Consider the following 17,621-nt stretch of genomic DNA (forward strand, 5'->3'; position numbering starts at 1 on the left):
TCAGTCCTCGCTTCCGGTCACCATGGTGAACACCACCGGGTCGGCCATGTCCCGCAACGCCGTGACGAACGTGGCGATCCGGATGTCGCCGAACCGGAACTGCACCCACTGGTCGGTGCGCGCCGGGCCCGCGGTGAGGCCGTCGATGCGTGCGCGGCCGAGCTTGCGCAGGCATTCCACGGCTCCCCAGACTCGGGTCGCCGCGACCGACAGGTCCTCGCCGCGTTCCTGCGCGACGAGCTTGGCCAGGGCGAGCTGGTCGGGACCGAGCAGCGGCGCCCAGTCGTCGGCCGGCCTGGTCACCGCGACCTCGACGTCACACGCCACGCGGTTGTGGGTGTCCGCGACCGCGAACGTCAGGCCCGCGCTGTGCGACGCGGAGATCTCCGCGCCCTGCGTCTCCGGGCGCCCGTCGGGCCGGTGGGTGACCTCGACCTGGCGGTTGAGTGCCCAGCTGACCGCCTTCGTCGTCTGGTCACGGCGGCCGTCGACGCCCTTTTCGACACCCGGGTCGTCCGGCCGGACCGCCAGCTTCAGCGGGGTGGACAGCACCGGCTGCGTGCGGCGCTCCAGGTACGGGCCGAGCAGCGCCGGCAGCCACGGGCCGCTGCCGTCCGCCTTGCGGATGGCGTGCAGCTTCAGACCTTGCCAGCGTTCCACCGGGTTGCCCGCGGTGTCCCGCACGTCGACGTCGTAGATGTAGGTGTCGCCGTCGGTCCAGCGCTCGGTCGCGTGGACGAGGATCTGGCTGACGTCCCGCATCGCGACCGGGTCCGCCAGGTGCAGTGCCTCGATGGCCACCGGCAGCAGGGTCGCGTCCGGCACGCAGCACTGGATGCCGTGCATGGTCGCGTCCCTGGCGCCGGGGTCGGCCAGCACCAGTTCGCCGGACAGGAACCGGCTGAACCACGGCTCGCCCGGCACGGTCGAGATCTCGGCGACGCAGCTGGTCGCGGCCAGGTGCCGGTAGCCGAGCAGCTTGCCGAACCGTCCACTTTGGAACAGGGTGGAGCCGTAGAGCTGGCTCGCCGGGTCGATCGGCAGCGACGGCGTGCCGGTGTCGACCGGGTCACCGGTGAGCGGTTGCCGGTCGTAGCGCAGCGTGGCGCGGAAGTGGTCGGCCTGGAAGTCGGTGTCGGCGGTCCGGATGACCGCGCGCACCACCGAGTCCGAGTCGGCCAGCACGGCGATCCGGATGGTCGCCTTGCCGGTGTCCGGCACCACGATCGGCCGCAGCAGCTCGACGTCCTCGAGCACCGGGATGTCGTGCCGCCCGGTCAGCGCGGTGGCCGCCTGCGCCATCGCCTCCATGCCCAGCACCGCGGGGAAGATCAGGTTGCCGTCCAGCGTGTGGTCACGCAGGTACGGGTCGTCGTCCGCGGACAGGTCCGCGTCCACCACCAGCTCAACGCCGGGGAACTGGACCTGCGGCCGGTCGACGAACCGCAGCAGCGGCAGTTCCCTGGCTTCCTGCGTGATGGTCGGCAGGTTCTCCGCACGGCCCATCACGACCATCGCGCCGGACGCCTGCGGGTCGGCGAGCACCTCGCTGAGCAGCCGGATGCCGTTCTCCGTGGAGATCGGCGAGACACCTTGGCGCACGAGCGACTCGACCGCGCCCAGCTTCTCGCCCATGCCGACGCCCGTCCACACCGACCACTCCAGCGCGATGCTGCGGCAGGCCGGGTTCAGCTCGCCCGTGCGCAGCGTCAGGTCGGTCATCCAGTCGTTGGCCGTGGAGTAGTCGGCGTTGCCGTGCATGCCCGCCCGGCCGATGATGCTGCCGAACGTGATCAGCAACCGCAGACCGGACGCGTCCACCTCGTCGAGCACGATGCCCAGGCCGCTGACCTTCGGCGCCAGCGTGGCGCGGAAGGACTCCTCGTCCAGGCTGGTGATCGGCTTGGGCTCGTTGCGGCCCGCGCCGTGCAGCAACGCGGTGACCGGGCCGAGGACCGTGCGGACCTCCGCCATGGCCGCCCGGACCTGCTCGGCCTTCGTGACGTCGGCGCGCACGTAGTGGCACCGCACGCCCGCGGCCTTGAACCGGCGCAGGTTCTCGGCCAGCTCCGGGTCGTTGAGGTCGGACCGTTCCAGCAGCGCGACCGACGCGCCGGAGTCCTTGGCCAGTGCCAGCGCGCACTCGGCGGTGATGCCCTTGCCGCCACCCGTCGCCAGCAGCACGTCGTTCTTGCCCAGCGGCTCGAAATCGGCCGCGGGTGTGAGCGTGACCGGCCGCAGCACGGGCACCCGCCGGGTGCCGGACTCGTCGTAGTGCACCTCGCTGAAGTCCTGGGTGGCCGCCACGTCGGCGACGAGCCGGGACACCACGTCGGCGGGCTGCTGTGCCAGCGGCAGCGTGACCACGGTCGTCTTCACCGTGGGCGCCTCCAGGTGCAGCGTCTTGGCGAGGCCGCTGGCGCCCTTGCGGTCACCGACGACCACGAACCGGGCGGGGCCCGACTGCGCCACCGCGGCACGGGCCGCGGCCAGCATCGTGCCGACGTGCTCCTCCGGGTCGGCCGGGACGGCGAGCACCACCCCGTTGCCCAGCTTGGCGTTGCTCAGCGCGGTGCGCAGCTCGCCCGCGAACGGGTGTCCGTCCACTGTGAACAGCTGCCACTCGCCGCCGGTCTCCTCCTCGGTGGCGGCACCGACCTTGGTCGGCACCATGTCCATCTTGAAGGCACGCACCCACGGCGCCACACCGGGAACGACCCGTTCCTCCGGCTCCTGCTGCGGCGCCTCGCTCGCCTGCACCAGCGCCGCGGCCAGCTCGGCCAGCGTGGACGTGGCGAACGCGGACGTGGTCACCGGCGGCGGCAGCCCGAGGTCGCGGGAGGCCTGGGTGACGATCTGGCCGACCGTGATCGAGCTGAGGTGCAACTCGTCCAGCGGCAAGCTGTCCGGGCGCACCGCCTCGAGTGGCAGCTCGGCGCGTTCGGCCGCGAGCTTGCGCAGGATCTCCAGGCTGCTCTCGGCGATGTTCCCGCCTGCCGCGACAGGGGCAGGCGCGGGAGCGGCGGCGGGGGCAGCCGCACCGGCCGGGGCCGCGACCGGTGCGGGTGCCGGTGCCGCGACGGGCTGCAGCCCCGCGGCGCCGCCGTTGGTTCCCCGTTGCGCGACGGGAGTGCCGCCGTTGCCGCTGCCGCCGCCGAGCGCGGCCAGCACGTCGGCCCCGGGGATCGTGCCGTCCTCGATCGGGGCCAGCTCGGCCGGGCTGACGAAGAACTTGAACTCCTTGTCCAGCGGCAGCGGCTTGGTGAACCGGCCGTCGAACAACACCTCGGTGCGGATCGGGGCACCGAGCGCGAACGCCGCGCCGACCGTCCTGAGCAGGCCGGACAGCGACGGGCTGTCGGTCTCCATGGACACCACCGACACGAACGGCGCGATCTCCTCGGCCAGCCGGCCGACCACGCGGCCCGGGCCGACGTCCACCAGCAGGTCGACCTCGTCGGCCAGCTGCTGCACGGCCTCGGTCAGCCGGACGGGCGCGATGATGTGCCTGGCGAGCAGTTCGACGAAGTCGGTGTCCGCACCGAGCGGCTCGGCGGTGACCGTGGAGATCACGGTCCGGGCCAGCGGCTGGAACGACTGCTGCCGCAGGTGCGCCCGCAGCAGGTCGGTCGCCGGCGCCACCAGGTCGGAGTGGAACGCCTGCGACACCGGGAACCTGGTCGCGGTCAGGCCGTGTTCACCGGCGCGCACGCAGACCCGCTCGACCGCGGCGACCGGACCGGACACCACCGTCTGCTGCGGGCTGTTGTAGCCGGAGATGACGACCGGCTCGCCCTCGAGCAGGGCGGTGACGTCCTCCGGCGCGGCCAGGATCGCGGCCATCGTGCCGTCGCCCTTGTCGATCTGGCCGAGTGCCTTGCCACGCGCGGCGGCGATGTCCAGCACGGTCTTCTCGTCGATCGCGCCGCCCCAGTGCAGGGCCGCGAGCTCGCCGAGGCTCTGACCGGCCGCGCCGACCGCCTCGATGCCCAGCGCGTCCAGCATCCGCAGGCCGCTGACCGACGCCGTGATGATCCGCGGCTGCGCCACGACCGTCGCCGACAGGTCACCGTTGGACGCGATCGCGTTGTTCCGGTACAGGTCGTCGACCACCTCGAACCGGCGCCGGATGGCACCGCCGTCGCCGCTGCCGCCGACCCCCTGGCCGGGGAACAGCAGGCCGATGCGCGGCTGGGCACCCGCGGTGCCGAGGAACACGCCGTTGGGGATGTCCAGCATCGCCCGCACGCCGCTGCCGAGCATCGACAGGATCGTCTCGATCCGTTGCCGTGCCTGGTCCGGCGCAGTCGCCAGGACAGCCGCCCTGATCGGCCTGCCGCCGAGGCCGCCTGCCAGCGTCGCGGCGACGTCGGCCAGCTCGGCGAACGACATCCGGAACGCCAGCGCCGCGACCTGCTTGAGCTTGGTGCGCAGCTCCGCGATGCTGTTGGCGTCGAACAACAGCAGCTCGGCGTCCTGGCGCCCCTTCACGATCTGGGCCGGGCTGTGCCCGTTGGCCGACTCGGCCGCCGCGTCGGCGTGCTCGAGCACCATGTGGGTGTTGATGCCACCGAAACCGAGCGAGGAGATACCGGCACGCGCCGGCCACTCCGTCGCCGGCCACGGCTCGGCCGAGTTCGGGACGCGCACCGCCGGGTTGTCGCCGGTCAGCCGCGGGTGCGGCTTGGTGTGACCGGTGGCGGGCGGGATCACCTTGTGGTGCAGCGCCATGATCGTCTTGAGCAGACCGGCGACACCGGCGGCGGCCTTGGTGTGCCCGATGTTGCCCTTGATCGTGCCGATCGCCAGCGCGGGCGAGTTCGGGTCGGCGGCGTTGCGCGCCTCGGTGAAGACCCGCAGCTCGGTGTCGTCGCCGACGGCCGTGCCGGTGCCGTGGCCCTCCACGTAGGCCACCTTGTCGATGCCGAAGCCGGCCTTGGCGTACGCCCTGGTCAGCGCCAGGTGGTGGCCGCTGGCCTCCGGGCGGGTGATGCCGCCCTTGCCGTCGGAGGAGTAGCCCCAGCCGGCGATGGTGGCGTACCGCTTGAGGCCCTTGGCCTTCGCCTCCTCGTCACGCATCAGCACGAGCACGCCGCAGCCCTCGCCCGGCCAGAAACCGTTGGAGTCGCGGTCGTAGATGCGCATCTCGCTGGTGGACAGCGCACCGGTCTTGGCGAACCCGATCACCTCGAACGGGTCGATGCTCAGGTCGACACCACCGGCGATGGCGGTGGTGATCTTGCCTTCCAGCAGCGCGTCACAGGCGGTCGCGACCGACAGCACCGACGAGGAGCACGCCGCGTCCACCGTGAACCCGCCACCGGCGAAGTCGAAGTAGTTGCACACGCGGCCCGCGATGGTGTTGGACATGCCACCGGCGAGGAAGTCCTCGTCGACCTTGGGGAACGGCTGCTTGTACCGGGTCTCCAGCTGGTCGAGGAACGACGTCAGCTGCGAATCGGTCCAGCCCTGTTCGCGCAGGGTCGCGCCGACCACGCGGCGCACGTACGGCCACCGCAGCCGCAACAGGTTGGCACGGGCGAACTCGCCGGTCAGCGTGTTGCCGATCATCACGCCGGTGTTCTGCTTGTCCAGGCCGTCGCCGTTGGGGAAACCCGCGTCCTGCAAGGCGTGTGCGACGGTGTCGAGCGTCAGCCAGTGCGTGGTGTCCGTGGCGCGGAAGGTGCTGCCCGCGATCCGGTACGCCACCCGGTCGAACTCCCAGCCCTCGATGACCGCCGCGTTCGGTGCGTAGAACCGGTCCGGCACAGTCGGGTCCGGGCTGTAGTAGTCGGACTGGCGCATCCGCTCGTCCGGGATCCGCCGGAACGCCCTGCGCCCGGCCAGCACGTTGTGCCACAGTTCCGTCGGCGATGTGGCGTCCGGGTACCGACAGGCCATGCCGATGACCGCGATCCGATCGCTCATGATGTCGATGCCTCCCCGTTGCGCAGAATGTCCGCCCTGATGGCCATGGCCCGCTTCTGCTTGCTCTTCTGCCTGAGGTGGCCGACCCACCCGCTGAGGCCGCGCACCAGGCAGACGAGCGCGGTCGCGAAGAACATGGTGTAAACCACGTCGAACACCATCAGCAGCCCGTACGTCATCGCCACGGAGCTGCCGAACATGAACTGGGCCTTGCCCTTCATGGGTGTCGTGCCCGGGTCGGTGATCATGTAGTTGGTGAACAGGATGAACGCGACGCCCGTCATCACGCCGAGCGCGCCGTAGAGCGACACGTCGAACCACCAGTTGCGCAGGAACGCCTGGATGGCGAAGCCGCCGAGCCACCCGACGATCAACGGGATGCGCTTGGTCAGCAGGCCGTTGATGGTCGTGCCCGCGGTGATGATGATGACCGGGATCATCACGCGCCAGAACGTGTTGGCGTTCTCGGTGAACTCGTACGGCGGCGCCAGGCTGACCCACGCGCTGAACACGACCAGCGTGACGGCGATGCCGAAGTTGGACGGGTTCATGTAGTGCCGCATCCGGCCCTTGATCGGCGACTGCAGCACGTACTTGGCGCCGACGCCGACCACCACGCCGAACGCGATCGGCCAGAACTGGTTGTTGGCGTAGAGCAGCATGTTCACGGCGATGGCGGTGATGTGCGGTGGCAGCAGGAACTCGTACATCCCGCGGCCGCCGCGGCCGGCGTACCTCGGCGCGCGCCGGTAGGCCCAGGCGGCGATGGTCTCGAACACGATCTCGGCGGTGTACCCGACGAGCACGCTGAAGATCGGCCACAGCCACGGCTGTTCGAAGCCCAGCAGGGTGTATCCGAAGATGTTGAACACGGAGATCGACATCGCGAAGTTGCGCAACGCCAGGTAACGCGGATCCGGCTTGGGTTTCGCCGGTGTCGCCGGGGGTCCCGGCGTTGGCGCCGTGGTGATCTCCGGCGGCCGGACGGTGGTGGTCATCGGGTCGGAACCTCCTGCGCGGTGCTCGTCAGCATCAGCGAACGCGTGCCGGGAGCCAGGTCGATGGTCTGGTTGCGCAGCTGCCCGCCGGCGTCCCGCCAGTTCAGGGTCGCCTTCACCGGGCTGGTGGACTTGCCGAGGCCGAACCGGACCTCGAAGCTGCGGAACCCGCTGTGCCCGCCGCCGCCGTCCAGGTGCGACAGCTGGGTGCGGCCGTCGGCGGTGGTGACGCTGACCGTGGCGCCGTACGCGGGCACGCCGAGGCCGGACAGGCCCGACCGGTCACCGGCGTTCGCGGACGGCTGGTACAGCTTCAGGTTCAGGACATTGCCGCGGCCGGGCGACTCGTTGGCGTAGAACGAGGACGGGCCCCATTGCCGTGCGACGGCGAAGTCGAGCGCGCCGGTGCCGGTGGTGTCACCGGTGGCGATGGCACGCGACGGGATCCGCACGTCGAACCCCAGCTGTTCGGAGATGTTGACGTACTTGCCGTCCGCCTTCTTGGCGTAGAAGGCCACCTCGTCGTCACCGGCGAGGTCGTCGCCCTCCTTCATGTTCGGCCACATGTTCGGGTTGCTCATCAGCACGTCGTTGGTGATCGCCAGCTCCTGCAGCCAGTTCCACCGGTTGCGCTCGCCCTTGATGAACCCGTCCGACTGGACGATGTCGAGGTTGCCGTTGTTGAGGAAGTCGCCGAACTTCACGTCCCAGCACCAGCCGGTCCACGCCAGGCCGTGGTTCTCGGCCTCCTGGGTGAACGGTGCGTCGCCCTCGCTGAGCTGGGCGCGCATGTCGGCGTTGTCGCGCGCGTTGTTCTCCCAGAAGAAGTTGCTCTCCTGCAGGCCCCACGCGGAGGTGATGTTGCTGACCATGATGTCGAAGCGGCCCTTGCTGCTCGGGTCGGCGAAGTCGACGCCCATGCCCTTGAAGGAGTCGCCGCCGAGGCGGAACGACTTCGGCGTGATCGGCGAGCGCGACCCCGTCGCGATCCCGAACCGGATCTCGCCGGGCTTGGAGCGGTTGTGCAGCAGGTAGTCGTGGCCGAAGTCGTTGCCGATGTACAGCTCGGTCAGCCCGTCGCCGTCTAGGTCCGCGCCGGACGCCGACAGCGTCCAGCCGGTCGACGCCTCGTACGGGATCGCCTTGGGCTCCCGCACGTACGCGGCGGTCGGCTGCGGTCCCGACGTGGCGCTGTACCAGCGCAGCACGTGCCCGCCGCCGGCGTTCTTCGCGCTGGACATCGAGTTGTTCATCTCGACGTTGGCCTGGCCGTCCGGGTCGAGCATGTCCGAGTCGCGGAAGTAGTTGCCGACGAAGATGTCCGGCCGGGCGTCGCCGTCGTAGTCGCCGACGTGCACGGCGTCGGTGTTCCACTTCGGCCCGTGGTAGCGGCCGTCGGCCGACTCGGTCGGGACGAGCTCCTGGCGCTGGTAGGCGCTGTTGCCGACGGTCGTCGCGTCGGACTTGGCCAGGAACAGGATCGGCGTGCGGCCCCAGTACGACACCAGGATGTCCATCCGGCCGTCGACGTTGTAGTCGCCGGGGGTGCACTGGGTCGGCGCCATCGTGTCGTTCATCGGCATCGGCGCCGGGTCCAGGATGAACGGCGTGAACCGGTCCTGCTCGGGAGCGGTCGGCGTGTGGGTGACGATCACGTCGTCGGTGCGCGGGTCGACCAGGCACATCGAGTTGGCCCGGCCGTGCCCGGTGAGGTCGTTGATCGCCACGGACGCGCCGATCCCCGAGATCCAGGCGACGATGTGCGCGTAGGCCGGGTTGACCTGCCGCAGGCTCTTCATCGGCTGGTCGTTGTACCCGGCGGGCAGCGGGATCGGCAGTTCCTTGAACTTGTACGCCTTGGCGGTCTCGTCCGCGTCACCCACCGCCACCGCGCTCTGGCCGGTCAGGTAGAGCGCCAGGAGCGTGATGATGACGGCGAGGATGGGGACCGACTTGCGGGCACTTTCAGCGGGCATTATCGACGTCTCCTCGCGGAATTGCGGATAAAGAAAAAGTCGTCATCAAGCGTCCCGTTTGAGTTTCGGACACGGACATGCGCGATGAAGCGTGCCGAATGGGTCGGCGGCACGCTTTCAACGCTCGGAATGGAGAACCGGGCTCGGCGAATGGCGGCCCGGGTGGGTTGTCAGGCTTTCGCGCCCTTGAGGTTCGCGCTCACGATGACGTAGTCGAAATCGATCGACGTCATCAGCTGGTCGAGGATCTCGGCCGCATCCGGCCCGAGTTCGGCGACCATCGCGTCGTAGCTCTTCTTGGCGCCCGCGGCCATCCGGTCGGCGGTGAGCCGGACGTGCGGGGTGATGTCCTGCATCTCGATGTCGACGAACCCGGCGTCGGTGAGCCACTGGGTGATCTGCGCCCTCGACGGCAGTTCGGCCATCTCCATCGTGTCGAGCATGTCGGTGCGGGCCTCGTCGGAGTCGGAGACCCCGCGCTCGGGTGCCAGCAGGTCGCTGAACACCAGCCGCCCGCCGGGCTTGAGCACGCGGGCGATCGCCTTCATGCCGCTGGGCCGTTCGATGTTGATGAACGACTCGCACACCCACGACGCGTCGAAGCTGTCGTCGGCGTACGGCATGTCCAGCACATCGATCAGCTCGGCCGACACGAGGTGCGTCAGGCCGCGCTGCTGCGCCCGCTCGATGAAACCGTCCACGTGCGACCGGGTGATGGTCACGCCGACCACGCTCGCGCCGGTGGTCTCGGCCAGCTGGAACGCGGGCGCGCCGACGCCGCAGCCCGCGTCGAGCACACGCTGACCGGCCGTCACACCCAGCTTCTTGACCATGAGGTCGTTCATCCGCCACTGCGCGATCTCGTTGGACGAGGTGTCGTGTTCGGACTCCCAGTAGCCCGAGTGGTAGTTGTCGCCCCAGATGGCCGTGAGGATCCGGCCGACGACGTCGTTGAACTTGGCGACGTCGGACTCGGCCGGGTCACCGGCCACGGCGCTGCCACTTGTGTTGGGCCCGGACATATCGGCCTCCCCGTGCTGGTGCCCTCCTGGTCCACCCATGCTTACAGGGCGAACACGCTCGATCACCTTCGAGAATGCTGTCGCGGCCGGGCGGCCCGGCGACCCCAGCGCTTCACCCGTTCGGAGTAATCCGGAAACTCTTCGGCGGTCGTTGTTGAATCGCCGCCCCCTCGCTCGTCGTGTGAGTAGGACCCACCCCGCCCACGCGAACCGGAGGACACAGGGTGACTATCGATCAAGCCCCGCCCAGGGCCGGTCGCCGGGAATGGGCCGGCTTGCTGGCCCTGTCCCTGGCAACCTTGATGATCACGTTCGACATGTTCGTGCTCCTGCTCGCCCTGCCGGAGATCACGGCGGACCTGCGGCCGAGCACTGTCCAGCAGCTGTGGATACTCGACATCTACGGCTTCCTCGTCGGCGGTTTCCTGATCACGATGGGCACGCTCGGCGACAAGATCGGCAGGCGCAGACTGCTGATGATCGGCGCGACGTGCTTCGCGATCGCGTCGGCGCTGTGCGCGTTCGCCACCAGCGCCGAGATGCTGATCATCGCGCGTGCCCTGCTCGGTATCGCGGGCGCGACGCTGGCACCGTCCACATTGGCGCTGATCACCAACATGTTCCGCGACCCCAAGCAGATGGGCATGGCCATCGGCATCTGGGCGGGCGGGTTCACGCTCGGCTCGATCCTCGGCCCGGTCGTCGGCGGCCTGATGCTGGCGCACTTCTGGTGGGGTTCGGTGTTCCTCATCGGAATCCCGGTCATGGTGCTGCTGCTGGTGCTCCTGCCGGTGCTGGTGCCGGAGTACAAGGACGCCGACGCGGGCAAGCTGGACCTGGTGAGCGCGCTGCTGTCGGTGGTCGCGATGATCGCGTTCATCTACGGCCTCAAGGAAGTCGCCCGGCACGGCTGGGGCGAGGTGGTACCGATCCTCATCGGGCTCGCGGGTATCGCGCTCGCCGTGGTGTTCGTGCGGCGGCAGCGCCACCAGACCAACCCGTTCATGGACCTGTCGCTGTTCAGCAACCGCTCCTTCAGCACCATGCTCGGCGGTCTGGTGCTCTACGCCCTCATCGGCGCGTCGAGCATGTTCTTCATCACCCAGTTCCTGCAGTCCGTGTCCGGCATGTCGCCGTTCACCGCGGCGCTGTGCCTGCTGCCGGGTATGGCAGTGGCCACCATCGCCGCGACGGTCACGCCGATCATCGGGCAGAGGATCAAACCGGCGTACCTCATCGCGGGTGGCCTCGTCGGTGTCGCCATCGCGTTCGCGTGGTTCACGCAGCTGGAAGTCAACTCCAGCCCGGCCGTGCTGATCATCGGGTTCGCGATCATGGGCCTGTGCGAGGCGCCGCTGCTGACACTGGGCACCAACCTGATCGTCGGCTCGGCCCCGCCGGAGAAGGCGGGCCAGTCCTCGTCGATGACGCAGGTCGCCAACGAGGCAGGCGCGTCGCTGGGTGTCGCGGTGATGGGTAGTATCGGTGCCGCGGTGTACGTCGCACAGCTCAACGACACCGCACCGTCCGGTGTGGACACCGGAACGCTGGAGGCGGCACGGGAGAACGTGGCCAGCGCGCTGACGGTGGCAGGCGACCTGCCACCGGCCGTCGGCCAGCAGTTGACGGACGTGGCCAAGTCCTCGTTCGCCAGCGGGATGACCGTGTTCGCCACGATCTGCGTCGTGATCCTGATCGCCGCGGCGATCCTGATCGGTGTCCTGTTGCGCCAGGTTCCGCCGATGGGCCACGAAGGCCACGGCGGCGAGGAGCCACCCGCGGAAGGTGGGGAGGCCGCCGCGGGTGGCACCGAGATCCCGCAGCAGACCGGTGCGCCCGCGAGCGAGAGCCCCGACCAGGCGGGCTCCCGTCCACAGAGCTGACCTCGCCCGGCGCCGCGCGTGCACCGGCGGCGCCGCTACGAAGAAATCAAGGAAGGACACAATGCGGAATCTCGTTCTGTACATGCAGCAGACCTTGAACGGCTTCGGCACCGACCCCGGTGACCAGATGGAGTGGATCAAGATCTCGGAAGAGACGTGGGAATTCACCTACTGGATCCACCAGACGTGCGACGCCGTGGTCCTGGGCAGGAAGGTCTACGAGGACTTCCTGACCTTCTGGCCGGACGCTGCCAAGGACGAGTCGGACTCCGACCTGGCCAGGCACGCCCGGTGGTTCAAGGACGTCAAGAAGTACGTCGTGTCGTCCACGCTGACCGAGACCGACCCCGCGTGGCCGAACACCGAGATCCTCGGTGACGTCGAGGCGATCAAGCCGATCAAGGAGCAGGACGGCAAGAACCTGGTCATCTTCGGCGGCATCGACGTGCTGAACTCGTTCGCCAAGGCCGGCCTGATCGACGACTACTACCTGCACGTGAACCCCTCGGCGATCCCGGAGGGCAGGCTCCTGATCGACACCAAGGTCGACCTCGAGCTGGCTGACGTGAAGACGCACAAGACGGGCACCGTGGTGGTGCACTACACGCGCGGCTGACACGTCCACGCGAGACCTGGCCCGGTCCCTGACCCCCAGCGGGGACCGGGCCTTCCCGTGTCCGCTTTCGCACGCAGGAAGACGCGAAAACCCGTGTGCGTCAAGCACAGTGTAAGCATGACTGTCACCGGCACGCCGAACACGATCACGGAACTCGTCGGCCAGTTCGCCACCGCGTCGCCCGACCGGCTGGACGCGAGCTACCACCAGCTTGTCCGCGCCGCGTGGGACAACGGCGAACTGACGCTGCTGGCGTCACCCGTCGCCGAGGAGATCGTGTCCCGGCTGGAGCGCGTCGACGACCTGCGCAAGGCGTACCTGGCCGAGCTGGCCGGCCTGCTCGTCCAGGCCGAGGTCCCGGACACCGGCGGCCCGGTGACGACCGTGCTGCGTGCCGAGCTCGACCGGTTCCTCGCGCTGTGGCGGGGAACCAACCGGCAGCAGCCGCTGTACTGGGCGTTGCTGTACCTGCTGTCGCACTTCCCCGGCGACCGGGACCGGGTGCTCGCCACGGCGCGCGAAGTCGGGCTCGACCCCGACGACCAGTCCCGTTTGGAGCGTTCGCTCGACGAACTCGACCCGGAGGCACCGGTTCTCGGCCGGGTCTTCCCGTACCCGGCGGCGTACGACGAGATGTCGTCGTCCGAAAAGGACTTCGACAACACCTGGATCAGGACGCTGTCGCGGATCCAGATCGTGTCGCAGTGGCACAACGACATCGAGTCCGTGCGCGGGCACGCCGGCGCGAAGGCGTTCTACGCCATCCGGCACGGCGCACCGACACCGGTGACACCGGACGACCAGCCGCCGCGAGTGGCCGAGCCGCCCGACGCCGACGACCCCGCTCTGTTCGGCCCGCACCTGACGGCCCTGCGCTGCCCCCGCTGCCGGGGAAAGCTCACCGTGCGCCAGGGCGCGGCGGAATGCTCGTGCGGCACGGGTTTCCCGATCACCAAGGGGATTCTGAACCTGCTCGACAGCACGGGCGGCAGCGGTGACCTGCTGTCCCAGCTGGCGACCATCTCGACCATGTCGTACTTCTACGAGGTGTACGCGCGGCCGGCGTTCCGGCGGTTGTGCGGGATGAACTGGGAGGACCAGGTCGACCACGAGTGGGAGCAGGCCTACATCGCCGAGCACGTCCGCCCGGTCGACGGGCCGGTGCTCGACCTGGCCGCCGGCAGTGGCATGTGGACGAACACGCTCGCCGAACTCGTCGGCGCGGACCGGGTGATCGGGCTGGACATCGCGCCCGGTCCGCTGGCCAGCCTGCGTGACCGGCGGCCGGACGTGGCCGCGGTCGTGGCGAGCGCCGGGAGCCTGCCGTTCGACGACGCCAGCGTGGGTGCGGTGGTCTGCTGGGACGCGCTGCAGGCGTTCCCCGAGGTCGCGCCCGCCGCGATCGCCGAGGTGGGCCGGTGCCTGCGGCCGGGCGGCAGCTTCACGCTGTACACGTTCGAGAACGCGGAGAACGAGATCTACCGGCACTTCCTGCGCTCCAACCGGTTCCCCAACCACAAGGACGGCCTGACCCTCTTCGACCGCGCGGACCTGGAGGCGTGGCTCGCGCACGCGCGGCTGGAAGTCGTCGACGCGCAGCTGCCCGGCCAGCAGTACATCATCACCGCGGTGAAACAAGGCTGAAACGCGTCCATCCCGCGCGGCGTTCGCGTAGCATCCGGCGTTGTCCGCCGCTACGGGATGGATGGGATACCGACATGCGCTTCTCCCGTGTCGCCGCCGTGTTCCTGACGGCGGTGCTCGCCACGGGCTGCTCGTCCGGTTCGGACGAGCCCGGCACGCGGCGGCAGAGCAGCCCGGACCGGCTGGTCAACAAGTCCCTGACGCTCACGACGGACGCCGGGAGCGCCCTTGCCACGCTCGTGGCGGTCACCGAGTCCTATGTGCCCGACAACGCCTCGTCGCCGAACGAGACGTATCTCGCGGTCGGCGTGACCTTCGAGCACAAATCCGGCTCCTACCGGGCCATGGCACGTGATTTCAAACTGTTGAAACCGGGCCGCTCGGTCATCGAAGCCAACACCGGCAACGCACGGTACGCGGTGCCCAGCCAGCAGCAGCTGCCCGACAACAGCGGCGCAGCCGAACTGAAACCGGGCAAGTTCCTGAGCGGGTTGCTGGTGTTCGAAACCAAGTACGACCCGGGTTTGACACTCGTGGCCGTCGACCCCGACGAACGGATCGTCGGGCAGTGGCCGTTGTCGGGCGCCGAACCGACCGCGGGCGACGGGTCGGCCAGGACCGAGTACAACCAGACGTTGACCCACACCAAGCACAAAGGTACCGCGGCGGTGACCCTGGTGGCGGTCAGCACGTCCAAAGGCGGAATCACCCCGAGGTCGGCTCCGCGGAGCGGTTCGTACGTCATCGCCGAACTCAAGTACGAGGGCAAGGCCGGCGAGTTCTTCGTGTCGGCGTCCAACGTGCGGCTGAGACAACCCGACGGCACCGTCGTCAGGCAGTCCGCGGGCAACAGCCTCGGCGCCGTGGGAGTCAAGCAGCGGGTCCCGTCGCAGGCGGTCAGGCCGGGCGAGACGGTCGGCGGCAAGATCGCCTTCGACGTGGTGCCGCGGCCGGGTTCGACGCTGGTCCTCGACGAGATCACCGATCCCACTCTGGGTTGGCCACTGTAGACAGCGCAGCGATCACAGCCGTTCGTCGTCCACCGCGTCGAAGCTCTTGCGCAATCCCGCGACTGACCCGGCCGCGGGCACGTGATGACGGCGGACGCCACCGGGTGGCACCCGGAACTCCAGCAGATGGCAACTCGGCTCGTCGGCTTCTTCGGCCGCGTTGGTGATCACGCGGCCATCCTGGCACGTGGCAATGGGCCGCCGGACGGAGTCCTCCAGTTCGCCGCAGTGAACACAAAGTTCGGCTTTTCTGTGTTCGTTGCGTGTGGTGGATCGCCGTTGCGGTGCCGTTGTCACGGTCGTCCTTGACGGCTGCTCACCAGTTTCCGGCTATTGAACGGAAAAACATCGTGAGCATCTTCGGCGCCGCCGCGCTCCTCGTGGTCGTGGCGCTCACCTCGGGTTGCTCGTCCGAGTCCGGAGCCGGGTCCGGGCCCGGGTCGGGCAAGACTGGGTCCGGCGAGGCCAGGCAAAGCCCCGCGAGGGAGGTCGGCGATCGCTGACCCTCAGCCAGAAGGACGGGTCCGCCGTCGTCACGCTCATCTCGGTCAGCGAGTCCTTCCAGGGCGACCGGCACGCCAAGGCGCCGCAGAGCGGGAACTTCGTCGCGGTCGACGTGCGGCTCGAACACAAGGCGGGCGGCAACTACCGTGTCAACACGCTCGACTTCAAAGTCCGGGTCCCGGACGGCAAGGCCGTCTCCTTCAACGACGGCAGCGGGCGGTCCGCCATGTCCTCCGACCGGCCAATCCCGGCGGGCACCCAGCTCACGGCGGGCGAGTCCGTCGGTGGCGCGCCGGCGTTCGACGTCGAGTACGACCCCAAGCTGGTGCTGCTGGCCCTCGACGTGAACGGGCTGATCGTCGGCCAGTGGCCACTGTCGGGCGGTGAGCCCGTCATGGGTGACGGCGCGGTGAAGAAGGAGATCGACAAGTCCCTGACGCACAAGGTGGTCGGTGACACCGCGTCCGTGACGCTCGTGTCGGTCGCTGAGTCCAAGGGCGGGGTCGACCCGGCTTCCGTTCCGCAGAGCGGATCGTTCGTGGTCGCCGAGCTGAAGTACGAGGCCAAGGCGGGCAACTATTACATCAACTCCACCTACCTCAAGCTGCAGAAGTCCGACGGCCCCCACATGTCCACACAGGACGGTAACAGGAGAACGGTGTGCCGCCCACGAGGGCTTCCGGTCGGCCAGGCTCGCGCCGGGCAAGTCCGCCACGGGCAAAGTGGCCTTCGACGCCACACTCGAACCGGGCACGAGGCTCGTGCTCACCGGACCGGCCAGCAACAAGGCCCCGCAGGGTGAGTGGCCGTTGTGACGGCCCCCGGGTGATCACCGACCGCCCGAGGTGATCACCCGCGGTCCAGGCTACACCGTCCTCGCGAACTCCCGGATGTCGCCGACCAGCAACTCGGGCTGTTCGAGCGCGGCGAAGTGCCCGCCCCGGTCGAACTCCGTCCACCGGGTCATCGACGGCAGCGCCTTCTCCGCGAACTTGCGGATCGGCCGGGTCGCGTCAGCCGGGAACACCGCGACGCCGACGGGCACGGTCAACGGCCACGGCCCGCCCCACGTCCTGATGTGCTCGGCCATGGTGTGCATGGTCTCGAAGTACATGTGCGCGCTGGATCCCGCGGTTTGCGTGTACCAGTAGGTCGACACGATCGTCAGCAGCTTGTCGCGGTCGATCGCGTCCTCGACGCGGTCGGTCGTGTCCGCCCATTCCTTGTACTTCTCGGTGATCCACGCGAGCTGGCCGATCGGCGAGTCGGTCAGCGCGTACGCGATGGTCTGCGGCCGGGTCGCCTGCTGGCGGCTCCACGCCGTGCACTCGTCGGCGAACCACACGGTGTGCTCGAACTTGCGCTGGTCCTCCTCGGACAGGTCCGCCAGCGCGCCGGGGTCGTCGGGCGGGATCGTGACCAGCATGTTGATGTGCACGGCGACGACGTGCTCCGGGTCGATCCGGCCCATCTCGAGCGAGACGACCTTGCCCCAGTCGCCGCCCTGCGCGACGTACCGGTCGTAGCCCAGGCGCCGCATCAGCTCCACCCACGCGCGGGCGACGCGGCTCATGCTCCAGCCCTTCTGGCCGGTCGGTCCGGAGAATCCGTAGCCGGGGATGGACGGCACGACGACGTGGAACGCGTCCGCCGGGTCCCCGCCGTGCGCGGCCGGGTCGGTCAGCGGGCCGATGATGTCGATGAACTCGGCCACACCGCCGGGCCAGCCGTGGGTGAGGATCAACGGCTTCGCGTCCGGCACCGCCGAACGGACGTGCAGGAAATGGACATTCGCCCCGTCGATCTCGGTGGTGAACTGCGGGTACTGGTTGAGCCACTCCTCGGCCTGCCGCCAGTCGAAGTCGTTTCGCCAGTATTCGGCGAGTTCCCGCAGATATCCCAGTGGAACACCGCGCTCCCAGCTCGTTCCGGGAATCTCGTCCGCCCACCGGGTGGCGTCGAGTCTGCGGTGGAGTTCGTCGATGTCCTGCTGCGGGACATCAATACGGAAAGGACGTATTTCGCTCATCCGTCAACACC

At 69.1% G+C, this 17,621-nt stretch carries 11 protein-coding genes; 5 read left to right on the forward strand and 6 right to left on the reverse strand.

From position 1 onward, the window contains the following. From AOZ06_RS31050 to AOZ06_RS31065, 4 genes are all read right to left on the reverse strand, one after another. Nucleotides 1–5,928 (reverse strand): type I polyketide synthase, encoded by a 5,928-nt coding sequence (locus AOZ06_RS31050; RefSeq protein ID WP_063810143.1) that lies wholly within the window; start codon nucleotides 5,926–5,928, stop codon nucleotides 1–3. Beyond that, nucleotides 5,925–6,926, reverse strand: coding sequence for an enediyne biosynthesis protein (locus AOZ06_RS31055; protein WP_157233355.1), 1,002 nt, complete (start codon nucleotides 6,924–6,926; stop codon nucleotides 5,925–5,927). Before AOZ06_RS31055 ends, AOZ06_RS31050 begins: the two co-directional genes overlap by 4 nt. Beyond that, the gene (locus tag AOZ06_RS31060) at nucleotides 6,923–8,902 is read right to left on the reverse strand and encodes a CRTAC1 family protein (RefSeq protein ID WP_054292645.1); all 1,980 of its coding nucleotides are present in this window, start codon (nucleotides 8,900–8,902) and stop codon (nucleotides 6,923–6,925) included. Before AOZ06_RS31060 ends, AOZ06_RS31055 begins: the two co-directional genes overlap by 4 nt. A 170-nt stretch (nucleotides 8,903–9,072) precedes the next feature. Further along, entirely contained in the window at nucleotides 9,073–9,924 is an 852-nt protein-coding gene (locus AOZ06_RS31065; RefSeq protein ID WP_054292646.1) for an SAM-dependent methyltransferase, read from the reverse strand. A 224-nt stretch (nucleotides 9,925–10,148) separates the two neighbouring features. Here AOZ06_RS31065 and AOZ06_RS31070 point away from each other — a divergent pair, with 224 nt between their 5' ends. From AOZ06_RS31070 to AOZ06_RS31085, 4 genes are all read left to right on the forward strand, one after another. Beyond that, entirely contained in the window at nucleotides 10,149–11,807 is a 1,659-nt protein-coding gene (locus AOZ06_RS31070; protein ID WP_063810144.1) for an MFS transporter, read from the forward strand. A 61-nt stretch (nucleotides 11,808–11,868) separates the two neighbouring features. Further along, entirely contained in the window at nucleotides 11,869–12,423 is a 555-nt protein-coding gene (locus AOZ06_RS31075) for a dihydrofolate reductase family protein (RefSeq protein ID WP_054292647.1), read from the forward strand. A gap of 117 nt (nucleotides 12,424–12,540) precedes the next feature. Further along, nucleotides 12,541–14,067 carry a class I SAM-dependent methyltransferase gene (locus tag AOZ06_RS31080; RefSeq protein ID WP_054292648.1) on the forward strand — a complete coding sequence of 509 codons (1,527 nt, stop codon included), beginning with the start codon at nucleotides 12,541–12,543 and terminating at the stop codon, nucleotides 14,065–14,067. Between the two features lie 74 nt (nucleotides 14,068–14,141). Continuing rightward, a complete protein-coding gene (locus tag AOZ06_RS31085) occupies nucleotides 14,142–15,077 on the forward strand; it encodes a hypothetical protein (RefSeq protein WP_054292649.1) in 936 nt (311 codons plus the stop codon). A gap of 12 nt (nucleotides 15,078–15,089) precedes the next feature. Here the strand turns inward: AOZ06_RS31085 and AOZ06_RS56965 are convergent, their stop codons facing one another. Continuing rightward, nucleotides 15,090–15,248 (reverse strand): hypothetical protein, encoded by a 159-nt coding sequence (locus AOZ06_RS56965; protein WP_157233356.1) that lies wholly within the window; start codon nucleotides 15,246–15,248, stop codon nucleotides 15,090–15,092. A gap of 232 nt (nucleotides 15,249–15,480) precedes the next feature. Between AOZ06_RS56965 and AOZ06_RS31090 the strand changes: the two genes are divergently transcribed. After that, nucleotides 15,481–16,383, forward strand: a complete 903-nt coding sequence (locus AOZ06_RS31090; protein WP_054292650.1) for a DUF4352 domain-containing protein — start codon at nucleotides 15,481–15,483, stop codon at nucleotides 16,381–16,383. 63 nt (nucleotides 16,384–16,446) lie between these two features. Here AOZ06_RS31090 and AOZ06_RS31095 read toward each other — a convergent pair whose 3' ends face one another. Next, entirely contained in the window at nucleotides 16,447–17,610 is a 1,164-nt protein-coding gene (locus tag AOZ06_RS31095) for an epoxide hydrolase family protein (protein WP_218921805.1), read from the reverse strand. Between the last annotated feature and the right edge of the window lie 11 nt (nucleotides 17,611–17,621).

Source organism: Kibdelosporangium phytohabitans, from assembly GCF_001302585.1.
Classification (GTDB): Bacteria; Actinomycetota; Actinomycetes; order Mycobacteriales; family Pseudonocardiaceae; genus Kibdelosporangium; species Kibdelosporangium phytohabitans.